The following is a 15,551-nucleotide window of genomic DNA, read 5'->3' on the forward strand; positions in this document are numbered from 1 at the left end:
GTCACCGCGGCCTTCGACGGCGACGCGGTCGCCGTCGGCGCGTACCCGCTCGACCTCGTCGAGTCCTTCGAGCAGCCCGCTCGGCACAGGGGCGGCCGTGCGGAAGGTGACCCGCTGAGCGAACCCGGCCCTTCGAACGAGCCCGGAGGGCGAGTCGAGGGCGACGACCCGCCCCGCGTCGAGCAGCGCGACCCGGTCGCACAACCGTTCGACCTCCTCCATGGCATGGCTGACGAGCAGGATGGTCACGCCGGACTCGCGCAGGCGCTCAAGGGTCGACCACATCTGGCGGCGCGCCTCGGGGTCGAGCCCGGTGGTGAGCTCGTCGAGGATCACCACCCGAGGCCGCCCGACGAGGGCGAGCGCGATGGACAGCCGTTGCTGCTGGCCACCGGAGAGCTTCTCGAAGCGGGTGCGGTGGGAGGCGGTCAGGCCGACCGACTCGATCAGGTCGCCGGTCGGCAGCGGGTCGCGGTAGAAGGTCCCGTACAGGCGGACCAGCTCGGTGACCGTGAGCGCGGAGTGCAGGGTGGCCTCCTGCAGCTGGACTCCGAGGACCTGGCGCAGCCGGGCCCGGTCGCGCCGGACGTCCAGGCCGAGCACGCGGACGGTGCCGCGGTCGGGCCGCCTGAGCCCGGCGATCAGCTCGACGGTGGTCGTCTTGCCGGCTCCGTTGCGCCCCAGGATGCCGAAGATCTCGCCGGTGGCGACCGACAGGCTGACCTCCTCGACGGCGACCTTGGAGCGGTAGCGCTTGTGCAGGCGGTCCGTTTCGACGGCGGGAGATGACGTTGTCGCATGCATGCCGTCGACGTTAGGAAGGGCGAGCCCTTGGCGCCTGTGCCGATGGTCAGCATTGGCACCCATGACTTTCGGCACCTCAGCGCGGATGCGAGCGCCAGTACAGTGACGGTATGCGGCGAATCGAGCCGGACGCGTGGGCGGGGCTGGCGGTACTGCTGGTGTGCCTCGCGGTGGGCGCCCCGACGCTGCTCGGCGCGGCCGGGACACGGGTGCCCAAGCTGGTGTGGGGCGTGCTGTTCGTGGCGCTGCTGGCCACGTCGCTGACCGCCGCGGTCTGGGAGGATCGCCGGCCGAGGCCGGCGCGGGTCTGCTACGGCGCGGCCGTCGTGCTGGGGTGGCTGACGATCCTGACGGCGCCCAGCGCCGGGTTGCTGCCGATCCTGCTGGTCTTCACCGCGGCCTTGAGCGCGTACATCGCGCCACTGTGGGCGGGCCCGGTGGTGGTCACGCTCAACACCGTCGTCATCGCCGTGACCGTGAGCCTCACCGGCGCCACCTTCACCGAGATCGGCCTCAGCGCGCTGCTGTACCTGCTGATCCAGACCGCGACGCTGCTGAGCTCGCTGGCGATCATCCGGGAGCAGCGGATGCGCCGCGAGCTGGTCGAGGCGCATCTGGAGCTGCGGGCGGCGAGCGTCATCCTGGCCGACACCGCACGCGCTCACGAACGCCTGCGCATCGCCCGGGAGCTGCACGACCTCATGGGGCACCAGCTCACGGCGCTCACCCTGGAACTGGAGGTCGCCCGGCACCACGACGGCTCCCGCGCGCGCGTGCACATCGAGCGCGCCGACCGGGTGGCGCGGGACCTGCTCCGCGACGTGCGCACGACCGTCGGGCAGCTGCGCACCGACGCGCCCGATCTGCGCGCGTCCCTGAGCGCCGTGGTACGCGACATTCCCGGCCTCGACATCGGCGTGTGGATCGACGACGACGTACGCCCCACCGAGGAAGTGACCATGACGCTCATCCGCGTCGTCCAGGAGATCGTCACCAACACCATCCGGCACGCGAACGCGACCTCGCTGCGCATCCGGATCGAGAACACGCCGGACCAAGCCGTGAAACTCACCTCCGTCGACGACGGGCGTGGCAGCCCTCAGCTGCGGCCCGGCAACGGGCTGCGCGGCCTGAGCGAGCGGATCGACGCGATCGGCGGCGACGTGCGGCTCGACGGCAGCGACGGGTTCCGCGTCACCGCCAGGGTGCCCGCGCGATGATCCGGGTGATCGTGGTCGACGACCAGACCCTGGTGCGGCAGGGCATCCGCAGCCTGCTCGACCTGACCGACGACATCGAGGTGGTGGGAGAGTCCGACGACGGCATGTCCGCGCTGGCGGCGATCGAGGAGCACGCCCCCGATGTCGTCCTGCTCGACCTGCGCATGCCCCGCCATGACGGTATCTGGACGCTCACGGCGCTGCGGGAGCGCGCGGACGTCGCGCCACCGGTGCTCGTGTTGACCACGTTCGACAACGACACCCTCGTGCTGGACGCGATGCGGGCAGGGGCATGCGGTTACCTGCTGAAGGACGTGACGCTCGAACGGCTGACCCGGGCCATCCGTGTCCTGGCCGGCGGAGGGACGCTGATCTCGCCGTCGATCACCGACCGGCTGCTGCGCGCGGTGCACCGCCGCCGGCCGCCGGGCGACGACGACCTGCCCGCGATCCAGCAGCTCACCGAACGAGAGCTGGAGGTGCTGCGGCTCGTCGCGGAGGGTTACAGCAACCGCGAGATCGCCCAGGCCCTGTTCCTGGCCGAAGGCACGGTCAAGAACCACGTCTCGACCGTGCTGCTCAAACTCGGGGCGCGCGACCGCACCAACGCGGTGCTGCGCGCCCTGCACACCAACATCCTCGACTGACAGATGAGGAGGTATCCGGTCTCGCACACGAGGCACCGGCCGCCCGGACAGTGCCCCCCTCGTAGGGACAATGACGCCACCGTGTTCGAGCTGAACGCGCTGCACGTGTTGCGACCCCTCGCAGGGGCGATGAGGACTTCACGGCTTACGGGCGTGTGCGCGCTCCGGTGGGTGGGTGCTCCGGCCGGCCGTCTCAGTCGCTCCCCGGTGTTTCAGGCCTCCGGCCTGCTCGGGCGCGGTGGTCGCGGGCTTTCACACGCCGACCGGAGCACCCACCCACCTCCGCGCCTTCCACCCCGCCGCACCGCGCGCGAACCGTAGTCGCTCACTCTCCGGCCGCCCAGTGGACTCTCCGACGCTGAAGCTCTCGCGACGAGACCGCTCAGGCTGATCGCCGTAGCTGACGCGTGTCTCTCCGACACAGCGCAGGGTCGATGCCGTAGGGATCGGAAGCCGGATCGCTCCCAGAAACCCGCAAGTCAGCTCCAAGACGATCTTCAGTGCCGCCCGCAAACTTGTCCCCAGACCTGATGGCGTGAGCTGTCGGCGCATGCGCTCTCAGTGCATATCGGACGAAGCGGAACGCGAACCGAAGGACATGGAGATGTACAAGAAGGCCCTGACCGTCGCGATGGCGGCGGCCGTCCTGTCCACGCCGGCCCCGGCACCCGCGTCTGCGGCTCCGACAATCGAGACCGTCTTCGGACCCACCATCACCCTCAGGGAACCGGACAGCACCTTCGTCTGCTCAGCCGGAGAGGTACTGATCGACCGCGCCCACTGGGGGGACGAGAACGGCTGGACCCGCTACCGGTGCGGCCAGATCCGCATCGACGGTGAAGCGGTCACCGTGCAGACCGGAAATTGGAGCTACGGTCTGAAGGAGAGCAACTCGTACTTCGCCGCCCCTGCCGATCAGGTCCTCATCGGCAGGAAGCACCACGGCGACGAGAACGGCCTGACGTCATACCTCGTCGGCACGCTGCACTGGCGCGGAAGTCAGGTGCGGCTCACCTCCCGGCAGTGGACCGCGGCCATGACGGAGAGCAACCACTCCTCGCAGGCGTTCGCCCCTCTGGTCATGACCGGCCGCCGGCACCAGGGGGATGAGAACGGTCGCACCTCCTACGAGTACAGCAGGGTCACCGCCAACTGAGGCCTCCCGCCCGCACAGGCCATGTGACGCACAAACCTCAGGCCTGCGCGCGCCCAGGCCCCGAGGTCGTGTGCCACGCCGTCCTCCGGGCAGTCCAGGGCGAGAAGACCAACGCGGGGCCGTGTGGGTTTTCGCTGTCGCGGACGGCCACGATGCCGGTGAGGTTGCCGGCCACCTCGACGCACTGGCCGTTGCCATCACTGCGGCTGCTCTTGCGCCATGTGGAAGGCTGGTGGTGCCGCGGTCTACGCGCCGTTTTTCAGGTCTGCCACGAATGCCGCCCAGGTGTTACGGGCAAAGACGAGCCTGGCTCCCTCGGGGTCCTTGGAATCCCGGACGGCTACGGCATCGCCCAGGTCCGCGACTTCGACACAGTCTCCGTTGGCTCCGCTAAACGAACTCTTCCGCCAGACGGCGGTCAGGTCTACCGGGTCGGACATCGCGCGGCCCTTCCGCTGGACACTCACACCAGGTTGTTTGATGCGTTCATCAGCATAACCGCCGTGTCCGCCGGACTGAGTGCCGCTGCTCTGAGGTAGTCGAACACCGCGACGTAGCGTCGGACGTCAGCGCTGTCCTCCAGGTACAGACCGCTGGACATGTTCTCCAGATAGATGACATCCAGGTCGCTCGGAGCAGGAAATCCCACGATAATCCTCTTTTCTCCCGATGAAGGCAGTTGGTGAGGCTACGGTGGCCTCCATGACGACACCCAAGAGCGCGCTGGTCTTGTCCGGCAACCGGTCGTTCATCGATCGGTGATCTGCTCACTCAAGCGGATGCGCGGGTCGCCGCCGACTACATCAAACGAATCACCGCATGGCTTGACCTCGTACGGAGTCAAAGTGACTCGCCGTCAGCCAGGCGAGCGCGGCGGCGGACGATACCAGCGGATCACTGCCGACAGGGCGCAGGCGTGATCGTAGAGCCCGGTCTCGCGGGTAAAGACAAGGCGACCAGAGCGCGCATGACCAACGCGGCTATCTCGTCCGGCGACGATTCATGGTGCTGGACACGGGTGTCCAGCACCATGAATTTTAAAATGAGGCTTCATGATAAGGGATTTATCGAGAACATGGCGATTTCTGTCTTTCTTGACATTGACTGCTTTTCTTTTGAGCGGCTGTTCTGCATTCAACCTCGACACGTGGCACGGCAAGCAAGGGATGACCCAAAGCAATTATCCGCCTTTTGATTCGATGGAAGATTTCACATTGCCGATGGATGTTTATGATTTGGATAATGTTCGGCGCGCGTATGTACAGGAAGCTCGCTTCAAGGTTCTGGGATCCTGTCTAAAAAAGTTTGGATTCACGATGCCGAAGCATGATGTAACACCTATACGGTATCCAAAGAATGCCGCCTACCTGGGTTGGCTGGGCGAGAAAGACGTCGCGCATTACGGCTACCTCGGGCCGAAAAATCAAGGCGCTGAAGAGTTTGCCGCTCTCGATGGGCTTCGCGCGTTCGTGATTCCGGCTGAGCCGGATGCCGCGCATTCAGGGCACAGCGCTTCGAGAGTCAATGGAATCAAGGTTCCCAAGATGGGGTGTGCAGGCGAAGCCGAATGAGCGCTCAACGCTGGAGCAACCGGCCTGGACGGAACCAAGCTTATTAAAGAATACGACTTCAAACGGCTGCACTCTCTGATGGAGGACGCAGCTGTAATAGGTTTTAAGGATAAGCGGATCGCCGAAGCCGCAGTGCGGTGGAGTGACTGCATGAAGAGCAAGGGATTCTCTTACAAGGAGCCGTTCGAGGCTCAAAGTGACCCACGTTGGCAGGCGGGAGACTCCGGTCGCGGCCGCCGTACCGTGAGCACGCTAGAGATCAAGACCGCCGTTGCTGATGAGCAGTGCCGACTGCAAGTTAACTACAGCGGTGTTAGGCGGGCCGCTTATGTCGATGCCCAAAACGCGATTATTATAAAGAATCGAGATTTGCTTCAAAGGCTGACGAATTTGATGGAAACGCGATACGCTAACGCTACCGAGATCCTCGAATGACGCTGGTGAACGAAGAGAGTGCGCACATTCAATCGCTGCAGCGTGACAACGGGGGATGATCTGTGAGTCATCGCCGCTGGGCCGCCATGTCGTGTATGGCTCTGCTTGTAGCAGGTGCCGTCTATGTGCATGGATTCTGGAGTGGGAAATTCTGGACATTCCGCCCGCTCAGTGAACATTGCAACAGCAAGCCTTTGGGCTTCCCGCCTACTTCCTGGACATGGTTCCCACTCCGGAATCTCTGTCATTGGGAAGATGGAACGATGAGCGATCTGGTGCCGGCCTACGTCAATCCAGTGTTAGTGACGTCTCTGACGGCGACTGTCGGCTTTATGGTCATAGCCGTCCGAGCACGGAGACGGAAATGATGATTCTCAACCATCACTTCTCTGGTCAAAGGGGTGCCAGCGTCTGACTCCGCATTCCGCTTATCGCGTCGCCGCCCGCTGACGATCGGGGTGGGCATCGTCGACGTCGTGGCTCTCGTGGCTATCGGAGCCGTTGACGACGGCGACTTGGACGAGCCAGCGTCGTTGGCACTCAGGCTGCTCGTTCGCCAAACAACATGAGGGCGCTCGGGCGCAGTCGTCCCGCGGCTCCTTCCGTCGGGCGCCTGATCGGCGGCCTGCCCAAGATCGGCATGCCTGGTCTTAAATCAGATTGTCGAACTCACCGGCCTTGATACCGTTGACGAAAATGTGCCAGTCGCTGGGTGAGAAAACCAGCGTGGAGCCGTTTGGGTTCTTGCTGTCGCGTACGCCGACGCCCTCATCGGTCAACGTGGCAACTTCGACGCAGTTGTTCTGACCGTCACTTAAGCTGCTCTTACGCCAGGTCGTATCCGAAGGATCGGTCTTATTCATAGCTTCCCACCATTTGAGAGATCAGGTTTTTCGATTCCTGCTCATCGAGCGCGGCATCCCAGATCGCGCTGAAGGCGACGTCGTAGCGCTCGATCTCGCTTTCTTTGTCCAAGTACAGCGCTCCAGTGAAGCCGTCCACGTATACGGTGGGCGGCTCCATCTCTTTTCCATCGCTGTTCACCGGGAACCGCAGCGTGACGAATGATCCCGACATGACGCCAGGATGCAGCCCGCGACTGAAGGGCACCACCCTGATCGTGACGTTGGGCAGTTCGCCGACTTCTATCAGGTGAACGAACTGACGCGCCATCAGACTTTCACCACCGATCGGACGGCGCAAGATGGATTCATTCAGCGCCACGCGCAGCGTCGGAGGATCGGTAACTCTGGTGAGCAGCGCTTGCCGTGCGATGCGCACATGCACCCGGCGCTCGATTTCCCCCTCTGTCAAACCGGGGTTATCGGCGCTGATCAGCGTACGGGCGTAGTCGGCGGTTTGGAGCAGGCCGGGAACCAACTCCGATTGATACCAGGCCAGATCTGATGCTGCTTCCTCCAGGCCGATATACAGGTCGAAACCTTCCGGAATCACATCACCGTAAGCATGCCACCAGCCGCGCCCCTTGGTCTCCTTGGCCAGGCCCATCAACGCTTGCGTGAGATCTACCGGTGCACCATAAATCTTGCACATTGTCTCAACATCGAGGCTTCGCAGCGACGTCTGGCCAGTCTCGATACGCCAGATCTTGGCCTCTGACCACTCCAGCTTGGAAGCCGCAGACCTGACGGTCAGCCGTGATTGCGTGCGCAGATCACGTAGATATCGCCCCAATTGTCGACGTGGCACCGTCGAGCCCGTCACACCCTCCGCCACCGCTCACCCCCTCGCCATGAAGCGCTTCCTCCACCCGGAATGAAAGCACTCACGCTTTCACTCCGCAATGTCAATCCTCGGACTGAGGATTCGAAGTGAAGTCTTGCATAACGAGACATCGAGATGCTTGACTTCGGTGACACACAGCAACACCATCGGACGCTCCGTGTTCTCCCAACTGGTGACGCTAAGTGCTCGTTTCATCACTTTCCAGATCGTTCGACTGAAAGGGTGAGGCACCATGCGCGATTCGCAGCAAGTGCAGTACATCCACCTCGTACGACTCGGCTGGGACCTGCGGGTTCTTGGGGTGGCCACCTCGGTGGTCGTTCCCGTCGGCGGAGCGCCGGTGCTGGAGATCATGTCTTCTACCGGGGTTCGGGTTCGGATCCAGGTCGCCCGCCGGGCCTGTGGCTGGGTCTTCGTCTGGCGTCCCTGCTGGTCGGTGACCTGGCGGCGTGACTGGATCTGGGCCGAGGCGAACAACGCGGCCGACATGATCGCGTCGGCGGTGATCGCGTGAGCGCGCGGGGCCAGGACGGCCCCGGCGCGGCAGACGCGGCGATCAAGCGTTGGGACGGGCTTCGGGTCGTGGGTCAGCGGGACTTTCCCGGCATCGCGCAGTCAGTGGGGGCCGCTCGCAAGTGGGTGCTGGAACTCCTGGACGGCCATGCGACCGCCGAGGCGCTGGAAACGCTCGAACTGCTGGTCAGCGAGGTGGTCACCAACGCCATCCTGCACAGCGACTCGGCCAGGCCCGGCGGGCTGGTGAGGGTCCGGGTGGGGTTGGGTGACAGCCTGATCCACATCGAGGTGATCGACGACGGCTCGGCCACCAGCGCGCCCGCGATCCGGACGACCGACGACGACAGCCTCAGTGGGCGCGGCCTGAGCTGGGTGAATCTCCTGGCGAGCACATGGGGCAGCAGCCAGAACGAAGAAACCGGCGGAACGGTCTGGTTCCAGCTCGGGCAGAGCCCCTCTCATCAGGACACAATCCCCCTCCCTCCCGGTGAAGGCAGTCAGTGACCTCCACGGCGACACCCAAGAGCGCGCTGGTCTTGTCCGGCAACCAGTCGTTCAGGGAGGCTCAGCCGGCGTCGCCTCGCGTTCGCCGGTCAGCCCGGGGCCTTGCGGCTGAGGTGTTCCCAGGCGCGGTACTCCTCGGTGCGGGCCTGGTCCATCTGCTGGACGAGGTCGTAGGAGCGACCGCCGACGATCAGCCGCCGCGGCGGATCCGGCAGGTCGGCCAACTCCATGATGACGGGAGCGGCCGTACCGGGGGCGGGACCGGCGTCCTCGCCCCACATCTCGGCCAGCTTGACCCGCAGGGGCTCGTAGGCCGGATGAGCCTGTGTCGTCGTGGTGCCCACCGTGAACAGCCCGGTGTCGTACCCGCCCATCTGGACGATGGTGACCTTGATGCCGAAGGGCTCTACCTCCATCGCCAGCGCCTCGCTGACCGAGTCGAGCGCCGCCTTGCCCGCCCCGTAGAACCCGACTGAGGCGAAACCGCCGCCGGAGCCCATCGAGGTGACCTGGAGGATGCGCCCGGAACCCTGCGCCCGCAGATACGGGACGACGGCTTGGGCGACCCAAACCGCGCCGAAGAGGTTGACGTCGAAATGGGCCCGGATCTGCTCCTCGGTGGCCTCCTCCAGCATGCCGTACAGCAGGCCGCCGGCGTTGTTGACCACGATGTCGAGCCTGCCGAAGGCCGCCACCGCCCGGTCCACCCCCTCCCGCACGGCTGTGCGGTCGGAGACGTCCAGCGGCAGCCATACGAGGCTGCCCGGATACTCCTCGGCCAGTTCCGCGAGTGGGTCGACATTGCGGGCAGCGGCCACGACACGGTTTCCCGCGGCCAGTGCGGCCTCAGTGAACGCCCTGCCCAGGCCCCGGGACGCGCCGGTGATGAACCACACTCGGCCGTTCGTCACAGGCCCTCACCTCCTTTGGATCATCTCTCAAGACGAGACGTTACGTCTCGTTGTGTTGCGATCCCTAATCTGCACCCGCTTCCCCGTCATGTCAAGACGGACCGTCTCGTCTTGTCCATCTGCTATCCTCAGCGACATGTCCACCGCCAAGAAACCGAACCCTGCCCGCCGCAGTGAGCGGTCGCGGCAGGCGATTCTGGACGCCGCGCGCGAACTGGTCTCCGAAGTGGGGTACGCGAAGGTCTCGATCGAGGCCATCGCCGCGCGGGCCGGCGTGGGCAAGCAGACGATCTACCGGTGGTGGCGGTCCAAGGGAGCCGTGGTCTTCGACTCCTTCCTCGCGCTCAGCGAGGGGGCCCACGGGGAGGGGATGGCGCTGCCCGACACCGGCGACATCGAGGCCGACCTCAAGGTCGTCATGCGCGCGACCGTCGCCGAGTTCGCCGATCCGGACTTCGAGGCGCCGATCCGGGCGCTCAACACGGAGATCATCAACGATCCCGACCTCGCCGCCCAGTACCGCGAGAAGCTGGCCGACCCCGTCGACGAGGCCAAGAAGGTGCGGCTGCGCAGCGCGCAGCGAGCGGGCCAGATCGCGGCGGACGCCGATCTGGACCTGGTACTCGAACTGCTCTACGCCCCCCTCTACCAGCGCTGGCTGCACCGCTCCGGCCCCCTCACGTCCGAGTACGCCGACGCCCTCGTGGACCTCACCCTCAAGGCGTTCCGCCCCTGAGACCCCGGCCGCGCGAGGAACGAAGCGGGCTCCGGCCGGGCACCGCTCCCTCCATCGCGATCAGTAGCCCTGCGCGAGCTGTCGCAACACCTCCGTCTCGCGCCTGCTCAGCGAGTCGACGTGGGTAGTGCGGCCGGGGTGGTCCGGGTTGCCGGGCGCATGGTCAGGATCAGTACGGCCAGCCCGGCGAAGATGACCGCGGCGACGACGCCGGTCACGTGCAGGCCGGCGGTGAACGCCTCCCGCGCGGTGTGCAGCAGTTCCGCGCCCTGGTCGGCGGGAAGGTTCCGGCTGGCGGCGACCGCGCCGGCCAGCGAGTCGGACGTGCCGTCCATCCGGCTGCGGTAGACCACCGCGGCCACCACACCGAGCAGCGCGAAACCGAGCGAACCGCCGAGGTAGTTGCCGGTCTCCGACATCGACGCCGCCGAGCCGGCACGCTCTGGTGGTACGGACCCGACGACCAGCCCGGTGCCCAGCGCGAACAGCGGGCCGGTGCCCAGCGCCAGTACGGTGATGCCGATCATCACCAGCGGCAGGGCGCTCGCACCGTCGACGCCGACCAGCAGCAGGCTGCCCAGCGCCGACCCCACCAGCCCACCGGCGATCGCGGTCGTCTGCTTCATCCGCCGGCCCAGCGCCGGCGCGGCCATGGTGCCGACCGCCACGCCCAGGCCCATCGGTGCGAACAGCACCGCCGACGCGAACGGCGAGAAGCCCAGCACGCTCTGCAGGTACTGGGTCACCAGCAGGCCCGTACCGGCCATGGCGATGCCGGCGAAGGCCAGCCCGACGAGTACGGCCGTGAACGGGCGGTTGCGGAGCAGTCGCAGGTCCAGCAGCGGCGCCTCCAGCCGCAGTTGCCGGCGTACGAACAGGAATCCGATGGCCGCGCCGACGACAAGGGCCACCGCCGGCACGACCGGCACGCTCTCGACGGTCAGCTGCTTGACGCCGTAGACCATCAAAAACACCGCCACGAGCGACAGCCCGACGCTGGCCAGGTCCAGCCGGCCGGCCTGGTCGCTGCGGAACTCCGGCAGCAGGACCGGCCCGGCGAGCAGCAGCAACGCCATCGCCGGCACGGCGACCAGGAACACCGATCCCCACCAGAAGTGCTGGAGCAGGAATCCGGCGAGTACGGGTCCGAGCGCGCCGCCGGTGAACTGGCAGGTCGCCCAGATCGCGATGGCCTGCCCGCGCTGCCGTTCGTCGCGGAACATGTTGGTGATCAAGGCAAGTGTGGACGGCGCCAGGGTCGCGCCGGCGACACCCAGCAGCGCACGCGCGACGATCAGCATCAGCGGGCTGGTCGCGAAGGCCGCCACGACCGACAGCACCGCGAACGCCGCCCCGCCGATCATCAGCAGCCGTCGGCGGCCGATCCGGTCGCCGAGCGTACCCATCGTGATGACGAAACCGGCCACCATGAATCCGTAGCCGTCACTGATCCACAGCTGCTGGACGTTGGTGGCACCCAGGTCGGCGGCCAGCTGTGGGAGCGCGAGGAGCAACGCCGTCATGTCTATCGCGACGAGAAATGTCGGCAGTACGAGGACGATCAGTCCCAGCCAGGCCCGGTTGACTCGCATATCCGAAACTCCCTGTTCTCTCGACGTTTCGCTGGTTAGTCGGAGCGGTCGCGAGTTTCTTGACATCGGTACGGGCGGACATCTCTCGCATCTGCCACGGTGGGGCGTCACCACATGACGACCTCGCGGTCCGGGCGATGCGACGAGGTGCCGTCCGGCAGGCGCAACAGCCGGGGCGACAGGTGGTCACTATTGCGTCGCGCCGTCCTTGGCGCGGTAGGTGTGGCTGGTCAAACAGGTAGGCGGCCGGGGTGACGGGCCTGCCACCTAGCGCGGTGATCTTCCGCGCAGCGGGGGCGATTGCCATCGCTGCGGTGCAGGTCGGGTCCGGAACTGGCGGTTTGACCTCCTCCCCGGCCTGAAGGCCAGGGATTCTCCCGTCGCGTCGCGGTTAAGCAGCGCGCGGGGGTTGACGCTTCACAGACCGGGTAACCCCGAGGTCTCCACGTCCTGACACCGCTGATCCGTCGGCGTTGTTGATGTTGATCGCGGCGTTGGTGTCGGCGTGGCCGACCCACCCACACGCGGGGGTGACGCAGGTGAACACGGTGCCGTTGCGGCTGGCCGGGTCACGGTGGCCGCATCGGTGGCAGGTCTGTGAGGTGCCTGGAGCGGGGACCTTGATGACCTGTCCGCCCCGGTCGGTGCTCTTGTATTCGAGCAGGGTGATGGTCCTGCCCCACGCCTCGCCGCTGATCGACCGGTTCAGCCCCGCCTTTTGGGCGACGTTCTTGCCAGGGGCTTCGATCGTGCCCTTGGCGGATGTGACCATGTTGAGGATGGCGAGTTTCTCGACCTTGATCACAGCGAACGTGCCGGCGAGTTCGGTGGTGGTTTGGTGCTGCCAGTCGATGGCCCTGCGCTTGGCTTTCGCGCGCAGCCGGGCGATCTGGTCGTAGGTACGCCGTTCCCGCCCCGAGGGTCGGGTCTTCTTCGGCCGGGACGCGCGCCGGCGGGCCGACTTCTTCTCCAACGGCGCAGGTGCTCGCGCTCGCCGTCACTCAGCCAGGGGCCGTGCTCGCGCATCGTCCCGTCCGACAGGGCCAGGGCGACGTTGACGCCCTGGTCGATCCCGACCTGCGGGCCCTGATGCGCGCAGGCGGGCGCGACCAGGGTTTCGGTGCGAAACACCAGGTGCCAGCCGTCGGCTTCCTTGATCAGGCGCCCGCCGGTCACCTTCCCCGCGGGAGAGTTCTTCCCGACGCCGGGCAGCTCTTGGGTCCACCGGAACCGGACCCGGCCCACCATCGGCAGGGTGACCGCGCCCCACCTGGCCGACAGGCGGACGATCCGCATAGTGCGGACCTGCGGCACGTCGACCGCCAAGCGGGGCCGCCTCTTCTTGGACTTGAAGGTGGGCCGCTTGGCGGGGTGATCGGGGTTGAAGAAGTTCTCCCACGCCTGCCGATACGTTTTCAGGACGGCTTGGGCGGCCTGGGCGGGCAGCACCGCCAAGAACGGGAAGTCCACGCGGGCTTGACGGATCGCCTGGTCGGCCTGGGCCAGGGTCGGCCTTTTGCCGGAGAAATGCGTCCAATAGGCATGCAGGCAGTTCCACACGGTGATCGCGGCGGATGCCTGCTCGTCCAGGAGCGCGGACTGAGCGCGGGTCAGCTCCAGGCGGGCTTTATGCCCGCGCTGCCGCTTGACCGTCCCCCGCCTGCTCATGGCCGTGATGCTACCTGATCTAGGATTGGGTTATGGCCGAGTACAGCGATATAAGGACTGGCAGGCACTGTGTTTTCCTGCTTCACGCCCACTTGGTTTTCGTGACCAAGTTCCGGCATCGGGTGTTCACCGGCCCTCACCTGGCCCGTATGGAAGAAATCATGAGGGATGTGTGCGCCGACTTCGAGACCGAGCTGGCCGAGTTCAACGGCGAGAGCGACCATGTCCATCTGCTGGTCCGCTTCCCGCCCAAGGTCGCCCTGTCCAAGCTCGTCAACTCGCTGAAGGGGGTGGCGTCCCGGCGGATGCGACAGGAGTTCCCCGAGTTGGCCGCCCACTATTACCGGGCGAACAAGCTGTGGTCGGGCTCCTACTTCGCCGGGAGCGTCGGCGGCGCACCGTTGTCGGTCGTGCGCCAGTACATCGAACAGCAAAACCACCCGGTCCAGAGCACGCTCGCGCCCTAGCGGGCACTCACGCGCGGACCTTCACCCCCGGGCTGAAGCCCGGAGCACTAACCCGCATTCCGGTAGCGGCGCAGGAGCACGCCGAGGACCTGCGGCGCGAGTTCGCGCAGCAGGTCCCCGAGGTGTTCGGTCGTGCTCACATCTCCATCCCGGCCGAGTCCATCAGCGGCCGCACCTCCACGCCGCCGACCTGACCACTCGGTATCAGGGCGGCCAGTTCCACGGCGCGTTCCCGGCTTTCGCAGTCGACCACGTACTGGCCGACGACATGATCCGGGGTCTGCAGGTACGGGCCCTCGGTCACGGTCACCACGCCGTCCCGAGCCCGTACGACGGCGCTGATGGACGGATCGGCGAACACGTGAGCACTGATCAGTTCCCCTGCCTGCCCGGCCGTGGCCAGGAACTCCTCATGGTCGAGCCCTTCCCAGGGTAGGGCCGCGGCGCTCAGGTAGAGACTCAGCAGGAACTTCACCGCGTGCTCAGTCGTCGGCCGTGCCCGCGTAGACCACCGGCCGCACCTCGATGCCGAGGCCCTCGACGCCGGCGTCCGGGATGAGCGCGGCCAGCTCCAGGGCGCGCTCCCGGCTGTCGCATTCCACCAGGTAGTAGCCGCCGAGGTACTCCTTGGCCTCAAGGTAGGGCCCGTCCGTCACCGCCGGGACGCCGCCCCGGACCCTGACCACGGCGCTCTGCGACGGGTCGGCCAGCGCGGTGGTGCCGATCATCTCCCCGGACTTCTTGATGGTCTCCATGAACGGGCCGTGGCCGCTCATCACCTCGTTGCGCTCCTCCTCGGTCAGCGCGTCCCAGATCTGCGGGTTGTTGTGCATGATCAACATGAACTTCAACGTCGTCTCCCTCAATAGTCGGGCGGCACCCCCGAAGGCGCCGTTCACCATGGAGTCGGAGCAGGTGCCGCATTCTTGCGGTACCGGACCGCAAGAATTTCCCGGTCGCGGTGTCTTCTCTCCCGTATTCCGGGTGTGGGTGATCCGCTATCCCCCCCGAGTCACGGTCGCGCCGGGCAGCGACTCCTCCTGAGCCTCCTGCGAGCCGACAACGGCGTTGAGCCCGCCGTTGACGAGCTGCGCGACCGCGTCGCCGGAGACGAAGGGCTTCGACGTCTCTCCCTCGACCCTGATCAACATCCTGGTGGGGGTGCAGAACAGACTGACCTTGCCCTCGCTGGAACTACCCGCCGCCAGCTCCACCGGCCCGGAAAACCCCTCTTCCCGCCCCGGGTCCCCCTCAGACTTGGTCAAGTCGACGTACGTGCTCCAGTCGGAGCCGGACAGCCCGCACAGGCCGGAGGAATGGATCCACGCGATCAGGTCGTAGGAACCGACCTTGATCTGCGCCAGTGCCCGCTCCGCCTCATCAGGCAGTGGTTTCGGGTAGTCGGCCAGGCCCTTCAGCTTGACCAGTGGCCACTGAGCCGGGTTCTTCAGCAGCGGGTTCACGGTTGGCGCGGAGCACGCCCCGAAGGCCGGTAACACCAGGAAAGCGACCACGGCACGCGCCAGACGCTCGATCACTGCGGTTCCCCGTTCGTGCGACTTAGTCGATCTTGAGTCT

The 15,551-nt window shown here is 66.2% G+C and carries 20 protein-coding genes and 1 pseudogene; 9 read left to right on the forward strand and 12 right to left on the reverse strand.

The annotated features are described in order from the left end of the window. The coding region (locus ABZU75_RS16750) for an ABC transporter ATP-binding protein (RefSeq protein ID WP_355554804.1) at window positions 1-804 on the reverse strand (804 nt) is incomplete at its 3' end. Between the two features lie 110 nt (window positions 805-914). Between ABZU75_RS16750 and ABZU75_RS16755 the strand changes: the two genes are divergently transcribed. The 3 genes from ABZU75_RS16755 to ABZU75_RS16765 all read left to right on the forward strand — a co-directional run bounded on the left by ABZU75_RS16755 (window position 915) and on the right by ABZU75_RS16765 (window position 3,827). Beyond that, window positions 915-2,024: a histidine kinase gene (locus ABZU75_RS16755; protein ID WP_355554806.1), complete on the forward strand. Its 1,110-nt coding sequence runs from the start codon at window positions 915-917 to the stop codon at window positions 2,022-2,024. Then, window positions 2,021-2,671, forward strand: coding sequence for a response regulator transcription factor (locus ABZU75_RS16760; protein ID WP_355554808.1), 651 nt, complete (start codon window positions 2,021-2,023; stop codon window positions 2,669-2,671). Before ABZU75_RS16755 ends, ABZU75_RS16760 begins: the two co-directional genes overlap by 4 nt. A 604-nt stretch (window positions 2,672-3,275) precedes the next feature. Beyond that, window positions 3,276-3,827: a hypothetical protein gene (locus ABZU75_RS16765; protein WP_355554810.1), complete on the forward strand. Its 552-nt coding sequence runs from the start codon at window positions 3,276-3,278 to the stop codon at window positions 3,825-3,827. A 37-nt stretch (window positions 3,828-3,864) separates the two neighbouring features. Here the strand turns inward: ABZU75_RS16765 and ABZU75_RS16770 are convergent. The 3 genes and pseudogenes from ABZU75_RS16770 to ABZU75_RS16780 all read right to left on the reverse strand — a co-directional run. Then, window positions 3,865-4,038 (reverse strand): annotated as a pseudogene (locus tag ABZU75_RS16770) (DUF397 domain-containing protein); the annotation flags it as partial. Between the two features lie 34 nt (window positions 4,039-4,072). Next, window positions 4,073-4,267, reverse strand: coding sequence for a DUF397 domain-containing protein (locus ABZU75_RS16775; protein ID WP_355554812.1), 195 nt, complete (start codon window positions 4,265-4,267; stop codon window positions 4,073-4,075). 23 nt (window positions 4,268-4,290) lie between these two features. Then, complete coding sequence (locus ABZU75_RS16780) at window positions 4,291-4,476, reverse strand: Scr1 family TA system antitoxin-like transcriptional regulator (protein ID WP_355554814.1); 186 nt, start codon at window positions 4,474-4,476, stop codon at window positions 4,291-4,293. A 403-nt stretch (window positions 4,477-4,879) separates the two neighbouring features. Between ABZU75_RS16780 and ABZU75_RS16785 the strand changes: the two genes are divergently transcribed. Both ABZU75_RS16785 and ABZU75_RS16790 read left to right on the forward strand, forming a co-directional pair. Continuing rightward, on the forward strand, window positions 4,880-5,398 hold the full coding sequence (locus ABZU75_RS16785; protein ID WP_355554816.1) for a hypothetical protein: 519 nt from the start codon (window positions 4,880-4,882) through the stop codon (window positions 5,396-5,398). Between the two features lie 150 nt (window positions 5,399-5,548). Further along, the gene (locus ABZU75_RS16790; RefSeq protein WP_355554818.1) at window positions 5,549-5,833 is read left to right on the forward strand and encodes a hypothetical protein; all 285 of its coding nucleotides are present in this window, start codon (window positions 5,549-5,551) and stop codon (window positions 5,831-5,833) included. Window positions 5,834-6,483: 650 nt separating this feature from the next. Here the strand turns inward: ABZU75_RS16790 and ABZU75_RS16795 are convergent. Further along, a complete protein-coding gene (locus tag ABZU75_RS16795; RefSeq protein WP_355554820.1) occupies window positions 6,484-6,696 on the reverse strand; it encodes a DUF397 domain-containing protein in 213 nt (70 codons plus the stop codon). After that, window positions 6,689-7,570 (reverse strand): helix-turn-helix transcriptional regulator, encoded by an 882-nt coding sequence (locus ABZU75_RS16800; protein ID WP_355554822.1) that lies wholly within the window; start codon window positions 7,568-7,570, stop codon window positions 6,689-6,691. Before ABZU75_RS16800 ends, ABZU75_RS16795 begins: the two co-directional genes overlap by 8 nt. Before the next feature lie 241 nt (window positions 7,571-7,811). Here ABZU75_RS16800 and ABZU75_RS16805 point away from each other — a divergent pair, with 241 nt between their 5' ends. Beyond that, on the forward strand, window positions 7,812-8,093 hold the full coding sequence (locus tag ABZU75_RS16805; protein ID WP_355554824.1) for a hypothetical protein: 282 nt from the start codon (window positions 7,812-7,814) through the stop codon (window positions 8,091-8,093). Continuing rightward, window positions 8,090-8,599: an ATP-binding protein gene (locus ABZU75_RS16810; RefSeq protein ID WP_355554826.1), complete on the forward strand. Its 510-nt coding sequence runs from the start codon at window positions 8,090-8,092 to the stop codon at window positions 8,597-8,599. The genes ABZU75_RS16805 and ABZU75_RS16810 overlap by 4 nt, the downstream gene beginning before the upstream one ends. Before the next feature lie 89 nt (window positions 8,600-8,688). Here the strand turns inward: ABZU75_RS16810 and ABZU75_RS16815 are convergent, their stop codons facing one another. Continuing rightward, window positions 8,689-9,510, reverse strand: a complete 822-nt coding sequence (locus tag ABZU75_RS16815; RefSeq protein WP_355554828.1) for an SDR family NAD(P)-dependent oxidoreductase — start codon at window positions 9,508-9,510, stop codon at window positions 8,689-8,691. Between the two features lie 136 nt (window positions 9,511-9,646). On the opposite strand from ABZU75_RS16815, the gene ABZU75_RS16820 reads away from it, so the two are divergent. After that, window positions 9,647-10,246, forward strand: a complete 600-nt coding sequence (locus ABZU75_RS16820; RefSeq protein ID WP_355554830.1) for a TetR/AcrR family transcriptional regulator — start codon at window positions 9,647-9,649, stop codon at window positions 10,244-10,246. A gap of 107 nt (window positions 10,247-10,353) precedes the next feature. On the opposite strand, the gene ABZU75_RS16825 is transcribed toward ABZU75_RS16820, so the two are convergent. Beyond that, complete coding sequence (locus ABZU75_RS16825; protein WP_355554832.1) at window positions 10,354-11,838, reverse strand: MFS transporter; 1,485 nt, start codon at window positions 11,836-11,838, stop codon at window positions 10,354-10,356. 391 nt (window positions 11,839-12,229) lie between these two features. After that, a complete protein-coding gene (locus ABZU75_RS16830) occupies window positions 12,230-12,811 on the reverse strand; it encodes a transposase (protein ID WP_355554834.1) in 582 nt (193 codons plus the stop codon). 727 nt (window positions 12,812-13,538) lie between these two features. On the opposite strand from ABZU75_RS16830, the gene tnpA reads away from it, so the two are divergent. After that, window positions 13,539-13,973 (forward strand): IS200/IS605 family transposase, encoded by a 435-nt coding sequence (gene tnpA, locus ABZU75_RS16835; RefSeq protein ID WP_355554836.1) that lies wholly within the window; start codon window positions 13,539-13,541, stop codon window positions 13,971-13,973. Window positions 13,974-14,109: 136 nt separating this feature from the next. Here the strand turns inward: tnpA and ABZU75_RS16840 are convergent, their stop codons facing one another. The 3 genes from ABZU75_RS16840 to ABZU75_RS16850 all read right to left on the reverse strand — a co-directional run bounded on the left by ABZU75_RS16840 (window position 14,110) and on the right by ABZU75_RS16850 (window position 15,511). Further along, window positions 14,110-14,448, reverse strand: a complete 339-nt coding sequence (locus ABZU75_RS16840; protein WP_355554838.1) for a YciI family protein — start codon at window positions 14,446-14,448, stop codon at window positions 14,110-14,112. 7 nt (window positions 14,449-14,455) lie between these two features. Next, window positions 14,456-14,815, reverse strand: a complete 360-nt coding sequence (locus ABZU75_RS16845) for a YciI family protein (protein WP_350913425.1) — start codon at window positions 14,813-14,815, stop codon at window positions 14,456-14,458. Window positions 14,816-14,971: 156 nt separating this feature from the next. After that, a complete protein-coding gene (locus tag ABZU75_RS16850) occupies window positions 14,972-15,511 on the reverse strand; it encodes a hypothetical protein (protein WP_355554840.1) in 540 nt (179 codons plus the stop codon). Between the last annotated feature and the right edge of the window lie 40 nt (window positions 15,512-15,551).

The organism is Streptosporangium sp. NPDC005286, from assembly GCF_040607515.1.
GTDB lineage: Bacteria > Actinomycetota > Actinomycetes > Streptosporangiales > Streptosporangiaceae > Streptosporangium.

Bases quoted from the DNA above. Each gene is read 5' to 3' on its own strand.
- ABZU75_RS16755 (WP_355554806.1), top strand. From the start codon at position 915: ATGCGGCGAATCGAGCCGGACGCGTGGGCGGGGCTGGCGGTACTGCTG.
- ABZU75_RS16760 (WP_355554808.1), top strand. From the start codon at position 2,021: ATGATCCGGGTGATCGTGGTCGACGACCAGACCCTGGTGCGGCAGGGC.
- ABZU75_RS16765 (WP_355554810.1), top strand. From the start codon at position 3,276: ATGTACAAGAAGGCCCTGACCGTCGCGATGGCGGCGGCCGTCCTGTCC.
- ABZU75_RS16775 (WP_355554812.1), bottom strand. From the start codon at position 4,267: ATGTCCGACCCGGTAGACCTGACCGCCGTCTGGCGGAAGAGTTCGTTT.
- ABZU75_RS16785 (WP_355554816.1), top strand. From the start codon at position 4,880: ATGATAAGGGATTTATCGAGAACATGGCGATTTCTGTCTTTCTTGACA.
- ABZU75_RS16790 (WP_355554818.1), top strand. From the start codon at position 5,549: ATGAAGAGCAAGGGATTCTCTTACAAGGAGCCGTTCGAGGCTCAAAGT.
- ABZU75_RS16795 (WP_355554820.1), bottom strand. From the start codon at position 6,696: ATGAATAAGACCGATCCTTCGGATACGACCTGGCGTAAGAGCAGCTTA.
- ABZU75_RS16805 (WP_355554824.1), top strand. From the start codon at position 7,812: ATGCGCGATTCGCAGCAAGTGCAGTACATCCACCTCGTACGACTCGGC.
- ABZU75_RS16820 (WP_355554830.1), top strand. From the start codon at position 9,647: ATGTCCACCGCCAAGAAACCGAACCCTGCCCGCCGCAGTGAGCGGTCG.
- ABZU75_RS16825 (WP_355554832.1), bottom strand. From the start codon at position 11,838: ATGCGAGTCAACCGGGCCTGGCTGGGACTGATCGTCCTCGTACTGCCG.
- tnpA (WP_355554836.1), top strand. From the start codon at position 13,539: ATGGCCGAGTACAGCGATATAAGGACTGGCAGGCACTGTGTTTTCCTG.
- ABZU75_RS16845 (WP_350913425.1), bottom strand. From the start codon at position 14,815: ATGTTGATCATGCACAACAACCCGCAGATCTGGGACGCGCTGACCGAG.